The 21,111-nt window shown below is 42.6% G+C and carries 14 protein-coding genes, 1 tRNA gene and 1 pseudogene; 13 read left to right on the forward strand and 3 right to left on the reverse strand.

Translation table 11 applies throughout. From position 1 onward, the window contains the following. Nucleotides 1-116: 116 nt before the first annotated feature. Entirely contained in the window at nucleotides 117-1,577 is a 1,461-nt protein-coding gene (gene cysS, locus ES754_RS03720) for a cysteine--tRNA ligase (protein ID WP_147223267.1), read from the reverse strand. 237 nt (nucleotides 1,578-1,814) lie between these two features. Here cysS and ES754_RS03725 point away from each other — a divergent pair, with 237 nt between their 5' ends. Then, nucleotides 1,815-2,459 carry a cob(I)yrinic acid a,c-diamide adenosyltransferase gene (locus tag ES754_RS03725; RefSeq protein WP_147222165.1) on the forward strand — a complete coding sequence of 215 codons (645 nt, stop codon included), beginning with the start codon at nucleotides 1,815-1,817 and terminating at the stop codon, nucleotides 2,457-2,459. A gap of 117 nt (nucleotides 2,460-2,576) precedes the next feature. Here ES754_RS03725 and ES754_RS03730 read toward each other — a convergent pair whose 3' ends face one another. Then, nucleotides 2,577-3,518: a hypothetical protein gene (locus ES754_RS03730; RefSeq protein ID WP_147222167.1), complete on the reverse strand. Its 942-nt coding sequence runs from the start codon at nucleotides 3,516-3,518 to the stop codon at nucleotides 2,577-2,579. A gap of 382 nt (nucleotides 3,519-3,900) precedes the next feature. Between ES754_RS03730 and ES754_RS03735 the strand changes: the two genes are divergently transcribed. The 7 genes from ES754_RS03735 (at nucleotide 3,901) to ES754_RS03765 (ending at nucleotide 13,243) form a co-directional block, all read left to right on the forward strand. Continuing rightward, on the forward strand, nucleotides 3,901-4,779 hold the full coding sequence (locus tag ES754_RS03735; protein ID WP_147222169.1) for a glycerophosphodiester phosphodiesterase: 879 nt from the start codon (nucleotides 3,901-3,903) through the stop codon (nucleotides 4,777-4,779). 330 nt (nucleotides 4,780-5,109) lie between these two features. Further along, entirely contained in the window at nucleotides 5,110-6,543 is a 1,434-nt protein-coding gene (locus tag ES754_RS03740) for an acyl-CoA desaturase (RefSeq protein WP_147222170.1), read from the forward strand. A gap of 171 nt (nucleotides 6,544-6,714) precedes the next feature. Beyond that, a complete protein-coding gene (locus ES754_RS03745) occupies nucleotides 6,715-8,196 on the forward strand; it encodes a protein adenylyltransferase SelO (protein WP_147222172.1) in 1,482 nt (493 codons plus the stop codon). A 365-nt stretch (nucleotides 8,197-8,561) separates the two neighbouring features. Then, nucleotides 8,562-10,895 carry an NADP-dependent malic enzyme gene (locus ES754_RS03750; protein ID WP_147222174.1) on the forward strand — a complete coding sequence of 778 codons (2,334 nt, stop codon included), beginning with the start codon at nucleotides 8,562-8,564 and terminating at the stop codon, nucleotides 10,893-10,895. A 167-nt stretch (nucleotides 10,896-11,062) separates the two neighbouring features. Further along, entirely contained in the window at nucleotides 11,063-12,271 is a 1,209-nt protein-coding gene (locus tag ES754_RS03755) for a tRNA nucleotidyltransferase/poly(A) polymerase-related protein (protein ID WP_147222176.1), read from the forward strand. 3 nt (nucleotides 12,272-12,274) lie between these two features. After that, the gene (locus tag ES754_RS03760) at nucleotides 12,275-13,093 is read left to right on the forward strand and encodes a pteridine reductase (protein WP_147222178.1); all 819 of its coding nucleotides are present in this window, start codon (nucleotides 12,275-12,277) and stop codon (nucleotides 13,091-13,093) included. A gap of 73 nt (nucleotides 13,094-13,166) precedes the next feature. Beyond that, nucleotides 13,167-13,243, forward strand: a tRNA-Ile gene (locus ES754_RS03765). A 141-nt stretch (nucleotides 13,244-13,384) separates the two neighbouring features. On the opposite strand, the gene ES754_RS03770 is transcribed toward ES754_RS03765, so the two are convergent. After that, entirely contained in the window at nucleotides 13,385-15,067 is a 1,683-nt protein-coding gene (locus ES754_RS03770; protein WP_147222180.1) for an NAD-dependent malic enzyme, read from the reverse strand. A 312-nt stretch (nucleotides 15,068-15,379) separates the two neighbouring features. Here ES754_RS03770 and ES754_RS12200 point away from each other — a divergent pair. The 5 genes and pseudogenes from ES754_RS12200 to bhcD form a co-directional block, all read left to right on the forward strand. After that, nucleotides 15,380-16,012: pseudogene (locus ES754_RS12200) on the forward strand (transposase family protein); the annotation flags it as partial. Nucleotides 16,013-16,526: 514 nt separating this feature from the next. After that, nucleotides 16,527-17,702 (forward strand): L-aspartate--glyoxylate aminotransferase BhcA, encoded by a 1,176-nt coding sequence (gene bhcA / locus ES754_RS03775; protein ID WP_147222182.1) that lies wholly within the window; start codon nucleotides 16,527-16,529, stop codon nucleotides 17,700-17,702. A gap of 57 nt (nucleotides 17,703-17,759) precedes the next feature. Next, nucleotides 17,760-18,740 (forward strand): beta-hydroxyaspartate dehydratase BhcB, encoded by a 981-nt coding sequence (gene bhcB / locus ES754_RS03780; protein WP_147222184.1) that lies wholly within the window; start codon nucleotides 17,760-17,762, stop codon nucleotides 18,738-18,740. A gap of 102 nt (nucleotides 18,741-18,842) precedes the next feature. Further along, on the forward strand, nucleotides 18,843-19,994 hold the full coding sequence (gene bhcC / locus ES754_RS03785) for a 3-hydroxy-D-aspartate aldolase BhcC (RefSeq protein WP_147222186.1): 1,152 nt from the start codon (nucleotides 18,843-18,845) through the stop codon (nucleotides 19,992-19,994). 127 nt (nucleotides 19,995-20,121) lie between these two features. Continuing rightward, the gene (gene bhcD / locus ES754_RS03790) at nucleotides 20,122-21,111 is read left to right on the forward strand and encodes an iminosuccinate reductase BhcD (protein WP_147222188.1); all 990 of its coding nucleotides are present in this window, start codon (nucleotides 20,122-20,124) and stop codon (nucleotides 21,109-21,111) included.

The raw sequence follows: 21,111 nt of genomic DNA on the forward strand, positions 1-21,111 counted from the left end.
TTCAGCTAAGCTAAAGCAGTCCGCAAAAAAAAGCCAGCTTTAAGCTGACTTAATTTACTAGTGTTAGATTAAGGGTTCGTATTTAATATTGAATACGAACCTTAAAAACCATTACTCTAATCACGGCGCCACGTCGTGCCAGTCCGACTGTCCTCTAACTCAATACCCGCATCTTTTAATTGCACTCGAATCTCATCAGCACGAGCAAAGTCTTTATTGGTCTTAGCATCGGCACGTTCAATAATTAAACCGTCAATAGCTGCATCGGTAAAGCTATCATTGCTCTCCTCACCTATCACTGCTTGTAGAAACTGCTGCACTGGCTGCTGTAATATATTAAGCGTTTGCGCTAATGCTTTAAGCTGCCGTGCTAATTGCCATGCATTCCCCACATCCTCTGCCTTAATGGCCTTATTGATATCACGTGCCAGTCCAAACAGCACACTAATCGCCGCTGAGCTATTAAAATCATCATTCATACCCGCAATAAACTCTTGTCCTGCGGCACTGGCATAAGCCTCATTAACAATAATGGCATTGACTTCTAGTATTTGCCCTTGCTGTTGTTCGGCAATTTTTAGTGCTTGATATAACCTACTTAGGCTATTATGTGCTTCGTCTAAAGCCACATCTGAGAAGTTAACTTGACTGCGATAATGGCTGGACAATAGAAAATAACGTACCGTTTCAGGATGGAATTTTGCCATCACCTCCCGAATAGTAAAGAAGTTATGCAAAGATTTGGACATCTTTTCGCCATCGACATTAATAAAGCCGACGTGCATCCAATTGCGTGCGTACTGGCAGCCGGTCGCAGCCTCTGATTGGGCAATCTCATTTTCATGATGCGGAAACTGCAAGTCATGACCACCGCCATGAATATCAAAGGTGTTGCCCAAGCACTTCGTCGACATCGCCGAGCATTCAATATGCCAACCCGGACGGCCTTGACCCCAAGGTGATGCCCACTGCGGCTCATTTGCTTTAGCCGCTTTCCACAATACAAAGTCAAAAGGATTGCGTTTAACGGTTTCGACTTCGACCCGCGAGCCCGCTTGCATCTCATCTAAATTACGCTTGGACAGTTTTCCATAATCAGCAAAGCTATCAACCGCATAGTAGACATCACCATTATTAGCAGGATAAGCATAGTCATCAGTAACCAGCGTCTCAATCATCTGCTGCATCTCATCAATATGGTCAGTCGCACGGGGTTCAGCACTGGGCGTTAAGCACCCAAGCGCCGCGGCATCTTCATGCATTGCTGTAATAAAACGTTGGGTTAACGCCCCTATATCCTCACCATTCTCTGCAGCACGGGCAATGATTTTATCGTCGATATCAGTAATATTACGCACATAATTAACTTCATAGCCAAGCTGAGTCATCCAGCGCACCGCCATATCAAAAGCGACCATCACTCGCGCGTGACCAATATGACAATAATCATAAACCGTCATACCGCACACATACATGCCCACTTTTCCAGCGTTAAGCGGTGTGAAGGTCTGCTTACGTCCTGTCATCGAATCATAAATGGACAGCTGCGACATGGCATCGGCAAGAGGTGTGGTCATCATAAAATAGCCTTGTAAGTGAAAATAGTATAAATAACAATAAGAAGTAAAGTATCAGCAATTTGCTATAACACCGTCAATCAGACGCTATCTGCGTGAACTTAACCGCTTTATAGCCACTACCCTACTTTAATAGCAATCTATCTTAGCGAAAATAGCATTAAAATACTACAATGGTCACGCCAGTCATAAATATGTACTGATAAATAGTTAATTATAAATAAATAAGGAATAACAATGGGCAATCGCTTAAGCAAAATATATACCCGTACTGGAGATGATGGCAGCACAGGTATGGCTGATGGGAGCCGAGTCAGCAAAGCGGATAGTTTATTCAGCGTGATGGGTGATGTCGATGAGCTTAACTCGCATATCGGACTGGTACGGGCACACTTTGCACAAGCCGTAGCAGATGCCAATACGCAGCCGTTACCTGAACGCCTACAACAACAGGATGGTCAGTCAGCAGGCGCTGATTTTACGCAAGCATTGATAGTGATTCAGCATTTGTTATTTAATATCGGCGGCGAGCTTGCCATGCCAGAGTATGTGGCAATACATGCCAGCCATGTCGATTGGTTAGAGCAGCAAATTGACGCTATGAATACTACTTTACCGCCGCTTAAAGATTTTATTCTGCCTACTGGTTCTATCTTAGTCAGCCAATTGCATGTGGCACGTTGTGTCTGCCGCCGTGCCGAACGCCAAGCGGTCATATTACAACAGGAACGCCCAGCAGCCATTCGTAGTACGGCGGTATGCTTAATAAATCGCTTATCCGATTGGTTGTTTGTGGCAGCGCGCTTCTGTACTGACCCTGAGAAAGTTTCAGAAGTGTTATGGGATAGCCAAGTTTTACAAAAACTTGCGGATAATAAGTAATCTAAAACGTTAACCTCAGAAGTAAAACGCCCGCGACTTTTATAAGTAGCGGGCGTTTTGTTTTAAATTAATAACCAGATAGTTTTTTAATTTAAAAACAGAATATGCACTTAATAATTAATAAGTGGCGCTGCCATCTTCAATAATGACCATATCAATGCTGTCATCTTTGGGTACGGATGCTGGCGCTTTGGGCGTGACTGGTGCTTTATTCTCAGGGGTCGGCGTTACGGCAGTAGGGTTATTATTGCTTTGGTTAATCGTCGGTGCCTGAGTAGGCTTTACAGGCTGAGCTGGCTTAACAGGCGCTGATGGGGTAACTGGTTTAGGTTTACGAATAGGCTGCTGGTTCTGGCTGCTACTTTGGACAGGCTCACGGCGACGCGGCTGTTCTTCGAGTGGTGCCTGTACACGCTGACTGTCTATAGCAGATTTCAATACTGAGCCTGCCATTATGTCTGCCACAATCGTAATTAGCGCCGGCTGTCCAGCAATGCGAACTCGTACCTGACCCCCTTGCGCACCAGCAACATAAGTAAAGGCATCATCGATAAGCATATTATTGTTGATGCGGATATTGTCTTGTGCCAAGCGCGTTTGCAAACTGGATTGATTGTTGGCCGCGTCCATTTGACTGGCTTCATACAAGTCTTCACTCGGCAAAGTCATGCTAACGCTGGCCTGACAAGTCGTCATACCATTGGCATTCGCTTCTTGCAAAACAGCCGCATTTTGTATATCAATGACAATACCATTTACTTTACTACTGATCTCACCACCATTAAAACTGACTTCCGCCTCATTAGCGTAACTGACAGCGAGCCTTTGTCCTTGTTGATTAACCAGGTTTTTTAGGGCTATCTTCAGGCGATCTTGTACCAACGGGTTATCACAATTAACAGCCGGTGCGACCGTACTATTATCAATTGCTGGTTGCTCCGCTGCGTCCGTAGTCTCGGTCTTATCTGAGCGGCTACAGCCTGCCACAGCCAATCCGCATATCATACCGATACCTGCGACTTGCTGCCATTTCATTCCTTTGCTATTTACTGCGCTCATACTGGTCTTGCTCCCGAGTTACTGACTCTTGCCACTGCCTATAGACAGCGTTTGACTAAACTGGATAGTGATATCACCTTACTAGAAGGCAATCGACTGGAAAACCACGCCATTATACGAGGTTTGGGTGAGATGGTCATCAAGGTAGGGTGTTGATAGGCCCTTAAAACCTATCATTACCCCTAAATATTGCCTTTGGTTGCAAAAACATAACAAACCACCGTGCCAATACCACTTTTGATGACACAATCAACCGCTACACTGCATAATAAATACATTTTAACGAGCAATCCTTTACTGGTTAAAATTGAATAGTTAGAAACCATTACTAGGTATTTTATTAATTGCTTTATAAATTAGATACTATTAATAATAGAAATTTATGATAAGTCTTCAAAACACTCGACTTATAGGCCATCGCGGTGCACGTAGTGAAGCGCCAGAAAACACCTTGTTTGGTTTTCAGCATGCTCATAATCTACAAGCGCGCGGTTTATCAGGGGTTGAGTTTGACGTCCAATTAACCGCCGACGGCCATTTGGTAGTGTTTCATGATGAGACCTTACAACGCCTGTGTGGGTTACAGTCACGAATTGATCAGCTCAGTCTTACGGAGATTCAACGTCATCTGCAATCAGGTCATCAAATCATTACTTTAGATACGCTGGCGCAAGCTTTACCCCTCTCTTTTAAAAATCTATACGCCTCAAAGTGGTCTGCCTCAAAACTCATCTCAGAGCTACAAAAGCGGGCGCGGAATCGGTTATATGGGCTGCCGCACTTGGCTCCTTTATTCCCGGCACCTTCAGATGTAGACTCACAAGCACATGCTCTAACGCGATTCACTCACATTGAATTAGAAGTAAAGACCCATAGTCGAACTGATTATCACAAATTAATCGATGCGTTAACACGCTATTTAGTCGACAGCCCCCTTGCCAGCTTACCTATTGTGCTTACCAGTTTTGATACGCAATTACTCACTAAGCTCCAAAGCAACAAACTATTGACCACTATTCCACGTGGCTTATTAGTACGTACAGCCAAGCTATTAGACTCAGCACCCAATACTGCCTTACAACTGGGCTGCTCTCAGCTTGGCGTCTACTATCCTCTACTCACGAAGTCAGTCATTAAAAATTGCCATCGCTACAGTCTGTCAATGAGTGCTTGGACCGTGAATGATATTAAGGAAATAAAGCAGCTGGTAAAATGGCAAGTTGATTTCATTATTACTGATATCCCAACGCAGATACTATAAATATGAGTTATGGTTAAGCTTTCAATACTGCCCTTCCTATCACACGTTTGACCTGTTCTTCAGTGTCAATTTAGATCAAACTATTCTTAAATTGAAGATGATTTCCACAATAGACTGTTACCATTTTTTCAACCCTCGCTTTAACACAAGAGCGGTAAAAATTACATATTTGCTCAATTCCTGATAGCTAGTAGGGTATTCGTAAGATATTATTCTATAATTCATACAAGTTATTGTTATTTAGTAGGATTTTTCTAGTGTATAACCGTTCACTTTCACTTAAATTTAGGGTAATATAGACACTTGAATTAATACCGTTAGGGATATTATATGATTGCAAAAAAAGCAATGGGTTTACCGTTAAAAGGCTTACGTTTGGCTATCAAGTCTGGTGACACGCTCATACAGACTGCTGGCACTCAAGCGTTGCGTTTTAAAACGTGGTTCGACGCTACTGAAACGAATAGTAGCAAAACGAACGAAGCACTTAATGAGCAGCCTACCGCCACAAGCGGCTATATAAAAAACGCGACTACCGATACTACTAACCATAGAGATACTGTCTCTATAAAAGAGCCTATCGATATCCGTGAACTTGAGTTTAAAAAAGCACCAATTAATTGGATACCGGCTGCGCTCTTGATATCAACGCCGATTGCTGCTGCTGTCATTACGCCTTGGTATTTAATGACCCATCAGGTCAGCGCACCAGTTTGGGGCGTATTTGGTGCCTTTATGGTATGGACAGGCATCAGTATAACGGCAGGCTATCACCGTCTGTTGTCGCATCGTTCCTATAAAGCGCACCCAATTGTTAAAAACTTTTTGTTGCTGGGCTCAACTCTAGCGGTACAAGGGTCAGCCTTTGACTGGGTTTCTGGTCACCGTAGTCATCACCGTCATGTCGATGACCGTTTGGATGATCCGTATTCAGCGAAGCGCGGTTTTTGGTTCAGTCATGTTGGTTGGATGCTACGCAACTACCCAAGTGGTAAGTTTGATTATAAAAACATCCCTGATTTGACTAAAGATAGAGTGCTACAAATTCAGCATAAATATTATGGTATTTGGATCTTAGCAGCGAACGTTGGCTTAGTAGCCGCAGTTGGTTGGTTGGTCGGAGATGTGTGGGGTACCTTGGTACTTGCTGGACTGTTACGTCTAGTGTTGACCCATCACTTTACTTTCTTCATTAACTCGTTATGTCATATCACAGGCACACGTCCTTATACAGATACTAATACTGCTCGGGATAATTTCTTCTTAGCACTGTTTACATGGGGCGAGGGTTATCATAACTATCATCACTTCTTCCAATATGACTATCGTAATGGTGTGAAATGGTGGCAATATGATCCTACTAAATGGCTGATTGCTGGTCTATCAAAAGTAGGCTTAACTACTGAGCTGCGTACCGTTGATGATACAACTATCAAGCATGCTGAAGTACAAATGCAGTTCAAACAAGCGCAACAGCAAATTGATACCGTAAAATCACATGGACTCGATATTCCTCACGCAATGCAAAGCTTCCAAGATCGTATCAAGTTTGAATTTGATGCCTTCACGCAAACCGTTGAAGAATGGCAAGCGCTAAAAGCCAAAGCGATTGAGATGAAAAAGACTGAATTTGCAGACCGTTTGCATGAAGTTGATGACAATCTCAAGCATGAATATGCCAAGATTGAACAGAAAATCCATGAACATAATGACAATTTGAAAATAGCGTTCCGCTCAATCGGTTATAATAATAAAGCCGCTTAATTCAGAAGCTATTGAAGAGTATATTAGTTTTAACAGTTCTCCTTCCCTCTATCTGTCATAGATAGGGGGATTTTTTTATGCATCGTTTTAGTTAAGCAATTTTCAATTAGTGTCTTTTTAGGCTATGTTATAGTGGTTTGATATTTTTATAACGTCATACGGACACTTTATATGCGCTATCACAATACTTATGTAAAATTAGACACCCGTCTTTATAATCGTCAACTGCCTACTCCTCTTAACAACCCACGTGCAGGACACTTTAATACTCAAGTTGCTGAGCAGCTTGGGTGGGCAGATGATGACGATTTAATGGCACGCTGGGTGGAAATTATTGGCGGTCATTATGTGCCTACAGAGTTTGCACCTTTATCGATGGCCTACGCCGGTCACCAGTTTGGGCAATGGGCAGGTCAATTGGGGGATGGTCGCGGCTTATTAATGGCACAGGTAATCGACAATAATGACCAATTACAAGACTTGCATCTTAAAGGCAGTGGTCTGACGCCCTACTCGCGGATGGGTGATGGACGCGCAGTATTACGTAGCACCATTCGCGAATATCTATGTGGTCATGCCCTGATTAATTTAGGAATTCCCTCTTCTAACGCGCTGGGCTTTGTGGTGTCTGATACGCCAGTGCGCCGCGAACGGATAGAAGCTGGGGCGGCAATGATGCGAGTTGCTGACAGTCATATTCGGCTCGGTCATGTCGAGTGGATTGCTAGCTTTGCCCCTGATTTATTGGGTGAATTTACTGACTATATGATTGATACTTACTATCCAGAGTGCCGTGACAGCGCATCACCCGTGTTGGCATTTTTGGAGTCGGTCGTTACGCGTACGGCGCGGATGATTGCTGATTGGCAGCTGATTGGTTTTGCCCATGGGGTGATGAATACCGATAACTTATCCATTACCGGCAGTACCTTAGACTTTGGCCCTTTTGGTTTTATGGAGCGCTTTAATCCTGCTTGGATTAATAATCACTCCGACCATAGTGGTCGCTACGCCTTCCAAAACCAGCCGGCGATTGGCCACTGGAATATGAATACCTGGTTGCCGCACTTTATGCGCTTGACCCAAGCTGGAGTCACCCGTGATAGCTTGGCAGATTGCTTATCAGTCTATGAGCCAACCTTTATGCAACATTATCAAATCGGTCTGTGCCAAAAGCTGGGACTGCCGCATCAATCTGCTAGCTTAACCTTAGCTTTTGAGTTCTTAACCTTGTTAGAGGACAATCTACTCGATTATACCAATAGTTTTCGCAGCTTATTAGCACTGGTTGCGCCAACAGATTTTCCCTATGAGCAACAGCTGCTAGAAACCATGCTGACAGAATTAAATGCTGAAGCACTTGAGGTTTGGCAAGACTGGTCAACGCGTTATTTAACATTTATTGGGCAGCAAATTCATCTGACAAAACAGCAAACCATTGAAAGTATGCGGACTAATAATCCGGTCTATGTACTGCGCAATAGTATGGCTCAACACGCCATTGATGCCGCAGAACAAGGACAATTTGAAGAAGTAGCACGGCTTTTTGAGTTGCTTAGTACTCCCTATATAGTACAAGACATTGCTACTGATTTAGACAGTCGCCCGCCAATGCCGAACGCGCCGCAACTGCCCATTAGCTGCTCATCTTAATTGCATATTTTACTAGAGTTGCTGGTTCATCCTATTACTATCGCTTATTAAGTGATAAATTCAATATTTTTGCTTAATAAGTAACTTCTATCATCAATATAATAAATACTACACGTCAACTTACTATATATTCGCATATTGATTACCTGTTACCTAGCCAGTGAATTACCATTAGTGCTAGAATAACTTTCTGGTTAGCAGGCGTTCTTTTTCAGAATGTTTATGGTGTTTACTAACGGATTAATTTTGCGCCAGCTTTTATTGCTTATATTAAATATTTAACCATTATCGGTATAGGTTAAAGCGTTAACTTATCTTTATCACGGTTTGTTTTATTCCAATTTATTCTAACAATGGCGATGACTATGAATGACGATACCACTTTGAATACGGATACTCATAACACGGACAAAGAGCAGTTCGAACGAGCCGCTCTACATTACCATTCACACCCGCGACCGGGTAAAATCTCGGTCACGCCGATTAAGCAGCTGGCCAATCAACATGACTTGGCATTGGCTTATTCGCCAGGTGTGGCAGTCCCTTGTCTTGAAATCCAAAGAGACCCAACCTTAGCGGCCAAATATACAGCGCGTAGTAACTTAGTCGGTGTTATCACCAACGGTACGGCAGTATTGGGCTTAGGCAACATCGGTCCGTTGGCCTCAAAACCGGTCATGGAAGGTAAAGGGGTTCTATTCAAAAAATTCGCTGGTATCGATGTTTTCGATTTAGAAATTGCTCAAGATGATCCGGATAAGTTCATCGAAGCGGTTGCCGCTCTTGAACCGACATTTGGTGGTATTAACTTAGAGGATATCAAAGCGCCAGAATGTTTCAAAATAGAGCGTGAATTGCGTAAACGTATGAACATCCCCGTCTTCCATGATGACCAACATGGCACCTCAATCATTGTTGCCGCCGCTATGCTCAATGCCTTATTAATAACAGGCAAAAAAATTGAAGATATCAAAGTTATCTGTTCAGGCGCAGGCGCAGCAGCGATTTCGTGTCTAAATATTATCTGCGCACTTGGCGTTAATAAAGACAATATCTATGTTTCTGACTCACGCGGTATAATTACCACTAGCCGTGAAAACTTAGATGAAACAAAACAGCTTTATGCTCGTGATACGACAGCCACCACCATTGACGAGCTTATCGATGATGTGGATATGTTCTTAGGCTTGTCTATGCCCGGAACGTTGAGTGCTGATATGGTTCGCCGTATGGCAAAAGATCCTATTATCTTCGCACTTGCCAACCCAACGCCTGAGATTATGCCAGAAGTGGCTCATGCTGTACGCCCAGATGTTATCATGGCAACGGGTCGCTCAGACTATCCAAACCAAGTTAATAATGCCTTGTGCTTCCCTTATATCTTTCGCGGTGCATTAGACGTTGGCGCAACGACCGTCAACGAAGAGATGAAGATTGCCTGCGTACGTGCGATTGCAGCGATGGCGCATGTTGAGGCAACGCCAATGAGCAACGTTAAAAACATTGAAAGCACTCCAAGCTTTGGTCGTGACTATTTGATTCCAGGACCACTAGAGCCAAACCTTATCATTGAGATTGCCTCTGCTGTTGCAAAAGCTGCGATGGATACTGGCGTTGCGACATTGCCTATTGATGATCTCAAAGCCTATCGTCAGAGCCTGTCTGAGTTCGTTTATAACTCAGCCTTTGTCATGAAGCCTATCTTTGCACGCGCTAAGTCAGATCCTAAGCGCATTGTTTACTGTGAAGGCGAAGACAATAATATTTTACTTGCCGTTCAGGTAGTGGTTGATGAGGGTCTAGCGCACCCTATCTTGGTTGGTCGTCCGTCCGTTATTAAGACAAATATCGAAAAGCTCAGCTTACGTCTAGAAGATGGTGTCAATATTACAATCGTCAACATTGATGATGATCCCCGCTACAAAGATTATTGGAAAGGCTACTACGAGAAGAATAAGCGCAATGGTGTCAGTATCGAACTTGCACGCCGTGATACCCGTCGTAAAACCTCCCTAATCGGCTCATTACTGGTCAATAATGGCGATGCAGACGGTATGATTTGCGGTACTTTTGGTCATTATCACCTGCATCTCAAATATGTTCAAAATGTCATCGGCAAAAAAGAAGGCGTCAGCGATTTTTATGCGATGAATGCTGTCTTAATGCAGGATCGCAATATCTTTATTGCTGATACTTATATCCATGAAGACCCTACCGCTGAACAATTGGCTGAAATGACGGTCTTAGCTGCTGAACAATTGCGCCGCTTTAGCATCACCCCACGTGTGGCTTTGGTATCGCATTCCAACTTTGGTACGTCAGACCGTGCCAGCGCAGTGAAAATGCGTAAGGTTCATGAGCTGCTTACCGATATGAAGGTCGACTTTGATTTCGATGGCGAAATGCAAGGAGATGCAGCGTTAGATATCAATATCCGCGCTCACGACTTGCCTTCTAGCACCCTAAAAGGGGCGGCAAACCTGCTTATCTTACCAACGGTAGATGCCGCTAATATCTCATTTAACCTACTCAAAACAGCGACAGGTAGCGCAACGATTGGTCCTATTCTATTGGGCGCAAATAAGCCAGTACATATCTTAACCCCATCAGCGACGGCGCGTCGTGTGGTGAATATGACCGCCCTTGCCGTGACTGAAGCGCAAGACTTAGAGAGTGAAGCAGCTAATGCTGATTTATAAGTGCTAGGTTCATCTGCGCCTATTATTAGTTAATGATAGCAGTCTGTTATAATAAAACCAGCGAGTGCCATTGTAACAAAGGTACGAGCTGGTTTTTTTTGATAAAAAATTTGACAGCTGTATCATCTGAAAATTTATTTTAATATAATTAACTATAAGAGGTTACGATGCAGGTCTATCTCGTTGGTGGCGCGGTACGTGATGAGTTATTAGGGCGTCCTATTACAGATAAGGATTTTGTAGTAGTAGGTACGACAGTTACAGAGATGCTAGCAGCAGGGTTCCATCAAGTCGGTGCTGACTTTCCCGTATTTTTGCACCCCATTACTCAAGAAGAATATGCCCTCGCCCGTACTGAACGTAAGCTTGGGCATGGCTATCAAGGCTTTAGCGTTCATGCCAGCCCGGATGTCACCCTATTCGATGACTTACAACGTCGCGACTTAACGCTCAATGCGATGGCAATAGAAGTAACTGGTTTAACTGATGATACTCCTATCACGGGTGAAGTTATTGACTATTATAATGGTCTAGATGATATTGAAGCTAAGGTCTTACGCCATGTGTCCGATGCCTTTAGCGAAGACCCGTTAAGAGTGTTGCGCGTCGCACGCTTTTATAGCCGTTATTATGATTTAGGCTTTAGCGTCGCTGATGAGACTTTAGCATTAATGCGCAAGCTGGTTGCTAGTAATGAGCTTAACCATTTAAGTGCCGAGCGTATTTGGCAAGAATCCAGCCGCGCGATGATGCAAACCTCTCCACAAGTATACTGGCAGCAACTATTCTCTATTGGCGCACTGACTGAGTTTTTTTCTCCACTACATCAGGCTTGGGCAAATACTCACGTGCGCGAAACGGTGCAGACCGCTCTCTATTTTGCCGCGCAAATGCAGCTAAACTTATCTCAACGTTGGGCATTATTGATGGCAAGTCTTGATGAGTCGCTATTCAATATTACAAACGACTCTATTGCTACTATTGATAAGCCGATGCTGCCATTAAAAAATATTGCTAGTATTAGCAACAGCGCTAAAGTACCCAAAGCGCAAACCCAGTTTGCTACTTTACTCGTTCAGCAAGCCGTACATCTAATAGCTGTAGAGCAATTAACAGCGGCACAGAAAATCGACCTTATTCAAGCATGTAACGCACATAAAGAGCCTGATAAACTCTCGCAGTTATTGGTCACCAGTCATGTATTACAGTTGGCACGCCAGCATCGGCAAATGATGTTAGCGCTCAATAGTTTCCATGCAATCACTATGGACGCAATTGCCCCAGACCTTAAGGGCCCTGCTATCGGTGCAGCGCTACGTCAAGCCCGTATTGAACAGCTACAAGCACAACTACAAACACAAAGCAATCTGTCTTAACTTATGAGCTACTTTAATCACCAACATCCTATCCGTCCTGAAGCTACTGATAAACAAGCCCCAGTGATGCTAGTCACTGGTAGCGCTAAGCGTATTGGGTCAGCCATTATTCAAGCAGCGCACGCTCAAGGCTATCGGGTAATTATCCACTGCTATAAAAGTAAACAACAAGCAGACAGTTTAGCCGCTACTCTTAATGAGAATCGTACTAATAGCGCAGCCGTTATTGTTGCAGATCTAGCTCTTGTTTATGATAGTAATTTATTAGACCAGTTTACCCAGACTGTCATTCAAACTTTCGGTCAGCTTGATGTATTAGTACATAATGCGTCGCGATTTTATCCCACTCCCGTTGGTAGCATTGATTACAACGTATGGGATGAGTTATTTTTAACCAATGCCAAAGCACCATTGCTCCTAAGCCAAGCATTGTTGCCTTATTTGCAAGCGCAGCATGGCTGTATTATTAGCCTATTAGATATTCACGCTCATGATAAACCCTTTAGTGGTTATACCGTCTATAACATGGCTAAGGCTGCACACCGGATGATGGTACAGTCACTTGCACTCGATATGGCACCACATGTACGTGTCAATGGTGTTGCCCCTGGGGTTAATATCCTGCCAGACGCTGATAGTGATCAAGCACTTGATAAGCAGCGGCAACAAAGCATTATCTCCTCTATTCCTATGCAGCGTATCGGTATGCCTGACGATATTGCTCATAGTGTGCTCTATTTGGCCCAAGCCAATTATGTCACTGGTCAGATTATTACTGTTGATGGCGGACGTAGTTTAACCCTGGCAGGCAGTGATATTTAAAAAATATAGGGTTACTTGTTATCTTTTACTTGAAAAACTTAAAAAATCAGGTATCATTGTGCGTCTAACGTTAGGGCCCATAGCTCAGTTGGTTAGAGCAGAGGACTCATAATCCTTTGGTCGTAGGTTCAAGTCCTACTGGGCCCACCATATATTAGAAACAATAGAAACCCTTACCGTCATTAGACTGTAAGGGTTTCTTATTGCTTAAACTTTAACAAAGTAAAATAAAAAAGCCGAATGCTACTTATAACAGTAGCATTCGGCTTTTTTATGATCGCTTTCTAAAATCTAGAAAGAAGTACGACGATAGTTGCGGTATTTAGGTAACCAGAAGTTAGAGGTCAATCGACGTTCTAAATTTTCTGCGGTTACAGGTAATGCTAAGCCATCTTCAACCGCCTGTAGTGCCACTGCATAGGCTATTTTTTCACTTATCTCTCTGATAAATTTAATTGGCGGTAATATTGCGCCAGGTGCTTTTTCATATTCAATTGAGATGTCTGCCAGTGCCTGGCTTGCCGCGGTCAGCATATTATCACTAATACCCGTCGCACGAGATGCTAAAACACCTAGACCAATACCTGGGAAGATATAGCTGTTATTACACTGCGAAACCTCAAAAGATTGACCTTCAAAAGTCGTATTAGGGAAAGGACTTCCCGTTGCAACAATAGCCTTACCATGACTCCAATTGGTCACTTCCTGCGGTGTGGCTTCAATACGAGACGTTGGATTTGACAGTGGTAATACAATTGGATTTTTTGTATTAAAACATAAGGCTTCGACTATTTCTTTGGTAAACAGACCTTTTTGTCCACTAACGCCAAACAATACCGTTATTTTTGCTTGTTCAACCACATGCAATAAACTAAGTTCTTGACTCTTATCCCAACTTTCAATATCTGCTTTCTTTTGCACTAGCGGAGCTTGGAAAGCTTGTAGCTCTGTCATGTCATCTGTTAGCAGACCATAACGGTCAACCATGAATACCTGTTTACGAGCCTGCTCTTCTGTCAACCCTTCACGCTGCATTTGGCGAACAATATGTTCTGCAATACCACAACCGGCTGAACCTGCACCTAAAAATGCTATTCTTTGTTCACTAAGTTTCTGACCTTTATTCAAACATGCTGCTATCAAAGTACCAACAGAAACAGCAGCCGTGCCTTGAATATCGTCATTAAAACAGCACAGCTCATCACGATATTTATTCAATAATGGGGTTGCGTTTTCTTGAGCAAAATCTTCAAATTGTAATAATACTTCTGGCCAACGACGCTTAACTGCTTGAATAAACAAGTCTACAAATTCATTATACTCATCACCAGAAATCCGTGGATTTCTCCAACCCATATACATAGGATCATCAAGTAACTGCTGATTATTGGTGCCGACATCTAATAAAATGGGGAGACAATACGCTGGGCTAATACCACCACAAGCGGTATATAGCGCTAATTTACCAATGGGAATACCCATGCCGCCAATACCTTGATCACCTAGGCCTAAGATACGTTCACCATCGGTGACAACGATCACTTTTACTTTTTGCTTGGTGGCATTTTGTAGCATATCATCGATTTTGTGGCGCTCAGGATAAGAGATAAATAAACCACGTTTACGGCGATAAATTTGCGAGAATTTCTCACACGCTTGACCAACTGTCGGGGTATAAATGAGAGGCATGACCTCCTCAATATGTTGCTCAATCAGATGATGAAATAACGTCTCATTGGTATCTTGTATATTACGCAAGTAAATATGCTTATCTATATCAGTGATGAATGAGGAAAGTTGATGATAGGCACGTAAGGATTGCTCTTCAATCGTCTCAATATTATGAGGCAATAAACCGGTTAAGTTAAAGCTATCACGCTCTTCTGGTGAAAAAGCGCTGCCTTTATTTAGTAAAGGGGTTTCTAAGAGTGCAGGACCTGCAAAGGGGATATATAACGGACGTTTGTTTTGCATAATAAAATCTTCTTATTAAAGGTGTATTGTGGTACAAAGTTAATGGTTTAAATATTTTTACTGATTCAGTAAATAATAGAAATTGTTTAAATTCATGTCTTTATCTAACTTTTTTAAAACTATTCAAATCCACACAATTAAAGATTGATACCCATAACAAATTAAATCTCTTCCATAAGCCTTCAGTATTGATAACGAAGGGATTGTTTTATTGTGTTTGCTTCATTGAATAAACAGTTTGTCGTCAGTTAGAGATTGGGCTATTCTGGGGAAATCGTAAAGTTAAACTAACCTCTCGACGAGGAGTTTATCATGACCAAGAAAATCCAAAGATATAGTACAGAATTTAAAGCGGAAGGTGTCAAAAAGATAACAGTTAATACTGCTCACTTGAATGTAGCTGCACAGTACTTATGAATAGCGATACAAACGTTATCAAATTGGCATAAAAACCAGCCGAGGTAAGTGTGTTGGTACAGCACCATATGATACTGAACTTATGATAGCTCGTAAAGTACGATTTTATTGAAGCCAATCCGTAAGTACATAGTATTATGCGTATATGCTGCGTACTGGAAGTTAAGCCATCAAGCCATTATGACTTGGGTTAGTCGTGAAATTCGCAAGCAGCAAACAAATGGTCAGAAACCCTAAAGAAGAGCATAACATTGCTTACCGTCGCCATAAGCGCTTTAATGTCACCACCAACTCAAATCATAACAAGCTGGTCTATTTAAATATATTAGTTCAGAAACTTAGTGCCAATTGCCCCAATCTTGCAAAGCAATGTTTCTCAGGGTAAGCGACATCAACTATATCTAGACCCTCGAGGACTGGTTATATTTAGGAGGTGTCAAAGACCTCTACACTAAAAATCTTACTGGCTTTGCCATCAATAAGCGCATGACAGAAGATTTAGTATGCTATGCACTCAAAGTGAGGTTAGGATTCAAAAAATTTTAAGCTATAAAAAACGCTAAGATAGATGTGGTTTGCCTCTCATCGTCAGGCTACTTAATCAAAATATTCCAAGTTAAAGTTTACGTATTCGACCGCATAGGTCATCATTGCAATAGTTGAGAACGATATAGTACAAGGGTTATTTAAAATAACCTTGTTACGACTTGCTATTAATGCTATATTTCAATCGGTTGATGAGTGTCTACACTTTTTCAATCAAAACCTCTTAGTCTAGCCTTCGTAAAAACCGTTACCGCAAGAAAAGCCATAAAAAGTAAGCAGTAAGCAGTAGAGTGATAAATCACCTGCAACCCCTTTCTTTTGACATGGTTAATTTTTAAAATCTATAAAACTCGCAAAATATGTAAAACACGTAAAAACTGCAAACAACAAAAAACAAAACTGTATGGGTCAGGAAGACTCTTGCATTAAATCTGCTTGATAACCTACATATACTATTTTTGTGTCACCTTTATACACACTTACAAGGATGTGAATCATGTCACAACAAAACCCAATTTTTATTCCTGGTCCTACCAATATTCCAGACAGACTACGTCGCGCAATGAATGTGCCGTCACAAGATCATCGTGCCCCTGATTTCTCAGACACTTTCTTACCAGTACTTGCTGGTGTTAAAGAAGTAATTGGCACAGAAGATGGTGAGGTTCTGCTATTCACCTCTAGCGGAACAGGCGGGTGGGAAGCAGCTATCAGTAATACTCTATCACCTGGTGATAAAGTTTTGATTGCACGCTATGGTATGTTTTCTCATCGCTGGATTGATATGTGTCAGCGTCACGGACTCGATGTGCAAGTCATTGAATGTCCTTGGGGTACTGGCGCACCTGCAGATCAATTTGAGGCCATTTTAAGTGCAGATACAGAGCACGAGATAAAAGCAGTTATGGTCACGCATAATGAAACAGCGACTGGGGTAATGAGTGATATTGGCGCTGTTCGTAAAGCTATAGATAGCGCCGCTCATCCCGCTCTACTATTTGTAGATGGCGTCAGCTCAATTGCTTCTGTACCTTTTGAGATGGATGCATGGGGTGTGGATGTTGCGGTTGCTGGTTCACAAAAAGGCTTTATGCTTGCAACAGGTATGGCTGTCTTAGGCGTTAGTCAAAAAGCCCTGAGTCATATGGATGAAGCTAAGCTACCACGCACCTATTTTGACTTCCGTGATATGTTAAAAGCGAATGCCAATGGCGGCTTTCCTTATACACCACCATTAAACCTAATTTATGGTTTAAGAGAAAGTCTCAAGATGTTGTCTGAGGAAGGGCTTGAAAACGTCTATGCACGTCATTATCGTTTGGCCGAAGGCGTACGCCAAGCGGTTAGCGCATGGGGCTTTAAACTATGTGCGCAAACTCCTGATCTTTACTCTAATACCGTAAGCGCCATCTTCGTTCCTGAAGGCTTTGATAGTAATGAGCTGACCGATCATGCCTTTAATAAATATGGTATCTCTTTTGGTATTGGTTTAGGCGAGATGAATGGTAAAGCTTTCAGAATAGGTCATTTAGGTTCATTGACTGAAGTCATGGTACTAGCTGGGCTTGCAACGATTGAGATGGCGATGGTTGATTTGGATTATCCTATTCAACTGGGTCAAGGCGTTGCTGCTGCGCAAGAGTATTATCGCAACACAGCACCAACTAAATAAATAAATAAAAGCCACTGAATAACAAGTAATTAAACAAAAGATGAAGGACTATTTTTTATGATCACAAACGAAGACGGATTAGTGATTCCAACCCTTGATGATATGCTAGAGGCGCATGAGCGTATTAAGCCATACATCCATCGCACACCAGTTATGACCTCTCGGTTTTTAAATGAGTTGGCAGGCTGTGAGATGTTCTTTAAATGTGAGAACTTTCAAAAAGCCGGTGCCTTTAAAGTTCGTGGCGCATCAAATGCCGTTTTTGGTCTCTCTGAAGAAGAAGCCAAAAACGGTGTCTGTACGCACAGCTCAGGTAACCATGCCCTATCTTTATCTTATGCGGCAGGTCGCCGTGGTATACCGTGTAATGTGGTCATGCCTTATAGCGCACCAGAAGCTAAAAAAGCAGCGGTACGTGGTTACGGCGGTATTATTACTGAATGCCAACCATCAACCACGTCACGTGAAGAAGTGTTCGCTAAAGTTCAGGCGGAAACTGGCGGTGATTTTGTTCATCCATACAATGATCCACGCGTCATTGCCGGACAAGCTACTTGTTCACGTGAGTTTTTAGAGCAAATGGAAGAAATTGGTGTGAAACCTGACATGGTAGTGGCACCTATTGGCGGCGGCGGTATGATTTCAGGTACGTGCTTAACGCTATCTAATCTAGCGCCAGATGTCAAAATCTATGCTGCAGAACCAGTAAACGCTGACGATGCTGCGCGCTCATTTAAAGCCGGTCATATTATAGCTGATGATGCACCTGATACCGTTGCTGATGGTCTAAAAGTGCCGCTTAAAGACTTAACTTGGCATTTTGTCAGTAACTATGTGACTGATATTTTGACGGCGACCGAAGAAGAAATCATTGAAGCGATGAAGCTTACTTGGACTCATATGAAAATCGTTATAGAGCCAAGCTGTGCCGTACCGCTCGCTGTTATCTTAAAGAACAAAGAGGTTTTTGCCGGTAAAAAAGTAGGCGTCATCATCACTGGTGGTAACGTTGATCTTGATAAATTGCCTTGGAACTAATTAGCTTTGTACCAAGCACAAATAAAGTGTTGATTAAACGCAAGCTATGCGTACATGTAAACGCATTTTTATAAAACTAATGAAAACAAATGGAGTTCGAATATGATTACTGAAGAATTAGAAGTTGGTTTTAACGTCCCTGCATCTGTTGGTATGGATGAAGCAGATATCCAAACCCCTTGCCTGATCTTAGATCTTGATGCTCTTGAGCGCAACATCAAAAAGATGGGCGATTATGCGAAAGACCATAATATGCGTCACCGCAGCCATGGTAAAATGCACAAATCAGTTGACGTTCAAAAACTGCAACAAGAGCTTGGCGGCGCTGTCGGCGTATGCTGTCAGAAAGTTTCTGAGGCTGAAGTATTTGCACGTGGCGGCATCAAAGACATTTTGGTATCAAACCAAGTACGTGAGCCAGCCAAACTTAAGCGTTTAGCAAACATACCTAAATTGGGTGCAAAAATTACCGTTTGTGTCGATGATGTTGATAGTGCTGCTGAGTTATCAGCTGCAGCAACTGAAGCAGGCACTGAAATTAATTGCTATATCGAAATTGACTGTGGCGCAGGTCGTTGTGGTGTGACTACTACAGAAGCTGTTGTTGAAATCGCTAAAGCGATTGATGCTGCTGAAAATATCAAATTTACTGGTATTCAAGCTTATCAAGGTGCAATGCAGCACATGGACAGCTTTAGCGATCGTAAAGCTAAAACCGAAATTGCTATTGCTCAAGTACAACATGCCATTGATGCATTGACTGAAATCGGCCTAAAACCAGAATTCGTTTCAGGTGGCGGTACGGGTAGTTATTACTTCGAAAGTAATTCAGGTGTTTTCAACGAATTACAGTGTGGTTCTTACGCATTCATGGACGCTGACTACGGTCGTATCCTAGATGAAGATGGCAACCGTATCGATGCTGGTGAGTGGGAAAATGCTTTATTCATCCTAACGTCAGTTATGAGCCATGCTAAACCTGACAAAGCGATTGTTGACGCAGGTCTAAAAGCGCAATCGGTAGACAGTGGCCTACCATTTATCTACGGTCGTGACGATGTTGAATATGTTAAATGTTCAGACGAGCATGGCGTGGTAAGTGATCCTCATGCCGTATTAAAAATCAATGAAAAACTGAAACTTGTACCGGGTCATTGTGATCCTACTTGTAACATCCATGATTTTTATGTTGGTGTCCGTAACGGTAAAGTTGAAACCGTATGGCCTGTATCTGCACGTGGTCGCGCGTACTAATTATTAGACGCTGAAAGCCGCACGCTGAATGAGTTTGATTTTTTAAATGGGCTGTTGTAGCTTTAGCCTACAACAGCCCATTTTTATTTAAAAATTGCAAATTAAGAAGTATAAAAAGGAATTTATAATGAGTGAAGAAAACAACGAAGGTCTGTTGATCGTATCAGAAGATGCTTGTAAATCAGTGATTGATCGCCCTTCTGCATTTAAAGCGGTTGAAAATGTATTTGCAGCAATGTCACGTGGTGACGCTTATAACTTCCCGGTTATTCGCGAAGCGATTGGCTATGCTGATGCACTATATGGCTTTAAATCAGGTTTTGACCGTGCAGGTAAATCGCTTGGTCTAAAATCAGGTGGCTATTGGCCAGGTAATGCAGCTAAAGGCTTGACCAACCATCAATCAACGATTTTCTTATTTAATCCTGATAATGGTAAATTACGCGCGCTTGTTGGTGGTAACTATTTAACGGCAGTACGTACTGCAGCGGCATCAGCAGTATCAATCGCCCATCTAGCACGTAAAGACAGTAAAGTACTGGGTATGGTTGGTGCAGGTCATCAGTCTACTTTTCAGTTACGTGCGGCACTTGAGCAACGCAACTTTGAAAAAGTCGTCGCTTGGAATAAAGATGCAGATCGTCTTGGTAACCTACAAGCCGTCGCTGAAGAATTAGGCGTACCATTTGAGTCTGTTGAGCGCGAACAGTTATGTGCAGAAGCCGATGTCATCATTACCATTACTTCAGCATTTGAGCCGCTACTGATGAAAGAGTGGATCAAACCAGGTACGCATATTGCTTGTATGGGTACTGATACGGTTGGTAAGCAGGAAGTTGATGAAGCACTAATCGCTGCTGCCACGGTATTTACTGATGAAATCGCCCAGTCGATTAGTATTGGTGAAGCACAGCATGCGATTAAATCTGGCGCTATCAAAGAAAGTGACATCACTACCCTCGGCGACGTTATCAACGGCGATCATCCAGGTCGTAGCTCAGATGATGAAATCACGCTATTTGACGGTACTGGTGTTGGCTTACAAGATTTGGCAGTCGCTTCTGCTGCGGCTAAGCTTGCTGTCGAGAAAGGGCAAGCTCAGCACATTTCGCTATAA

This window comes from Psychrobacter frigidicola (genome assembly GCF_007997305.1).
Taxonomy (GTDB): domain Bacteria; phylum Pseudomonadota; class Gammaproteobacteria; order Pseudomonadales; family Moraxellaceae; genus Psychrobacter; species Psychrobacter frigidicola.

Excerpts from the sequence above, each read along its gene's own strand:
- bhcC (WP_147222186.1), top strand. The coding sequence starts at position 18,843 with ATGATTACTGAAGAATTAGAAGTTGGTTTTAACGTCCCTGCATCTGTT.
- bhcD (WP_147222188.1), top strand. The coding sequence starts at position 20,122 with ATGAGTGAAGAAAACAACGAAGGTCTGTTGATCGTATCAGAAGATGCT.
- ES754_RS03730 (WP_147222167.1), bottom strand. The coding sequence starts at position 3,518 with ATGAGCGCAGTAAATAGCAAAGGAATGAAATGGCAGCAAGTCGCAGGT.
- ES754_RS03760 (WP_147222178.1), top strand. The coding sequence starts at position 12,275 with ATGAGCTACTTTAATCACCAACATCCTATCCGTCCTGAAGCTACTGAT.
- ES754_RS03735 (WP_147222169.1), top strand. The coding sequence starts at position 3,901 with ATGATAAGTCTTCAAAACACTCGACTTATAGGCCATCGCGGTGCACGT.
- bhcB (WP_147222184.1), top strand. The coding sequence starts at position 17,760 with ATGATCACAAACGAAGACGGATTAGTGATTCCAACCCTTGATGATATG.
- ES754_RS03770 (WP_147222180.1), bottom strand. The coding sequence starts at position 15,067 with ATGCAAAACAAACGTCCGTTATATATCCCCTTTGCAGGTCCTGCACTC.
- ES754_RS03740 (WP_147222170.1), top strand. The coding sequence starts at position 5,110 with ATGATTGCAAAAAAAGCAATGGGTTTACCGTTAAAAGGCTTACGTTTG.
- bhcA (WP_147222182.1), top strand. The coding sequence starts at position 16,527 with ATGTCACAACAAAACCCAATTTTTATTCCTGGTCCTACCAATATTCCA.
- ES754_RS03755 (WP_147222176.1), top strand. The coding sequence starts at position 11,063 with ATGCAGGTCTATCTCGTTGGTGGCGCGGTACGTGATGAGTTATTAGGG.
- ES754_RS03725 (WP_147222165.1), top strand. The coding sequence starts at position 1,815 with ATGGGCAATCGCTTAAGCAAAATATATACCCGTACTGGAGATGATGGC.
- cysS (WP_147223267.1), bottom strand. The coding sequence starts at position 1,577 with ATGACCACACCTCTTGCCGATGCCATGTCGCAGCTGTCCATTTATGAT.
- ES754_RS03745 (WP_147222172.1), top strand. The coding sequence starts at position 6,715 with ATGCGCTATCACAATACTTATGTAAAATTAGACACCCGTCTTTATAAT.
- ES754_RS03750 (WP_147222174.1), top strand. The coding sequence starts at position 8,562 with ATGAATGACGATACCACTTTGAATACGGATACTCATAACACGGACAAA.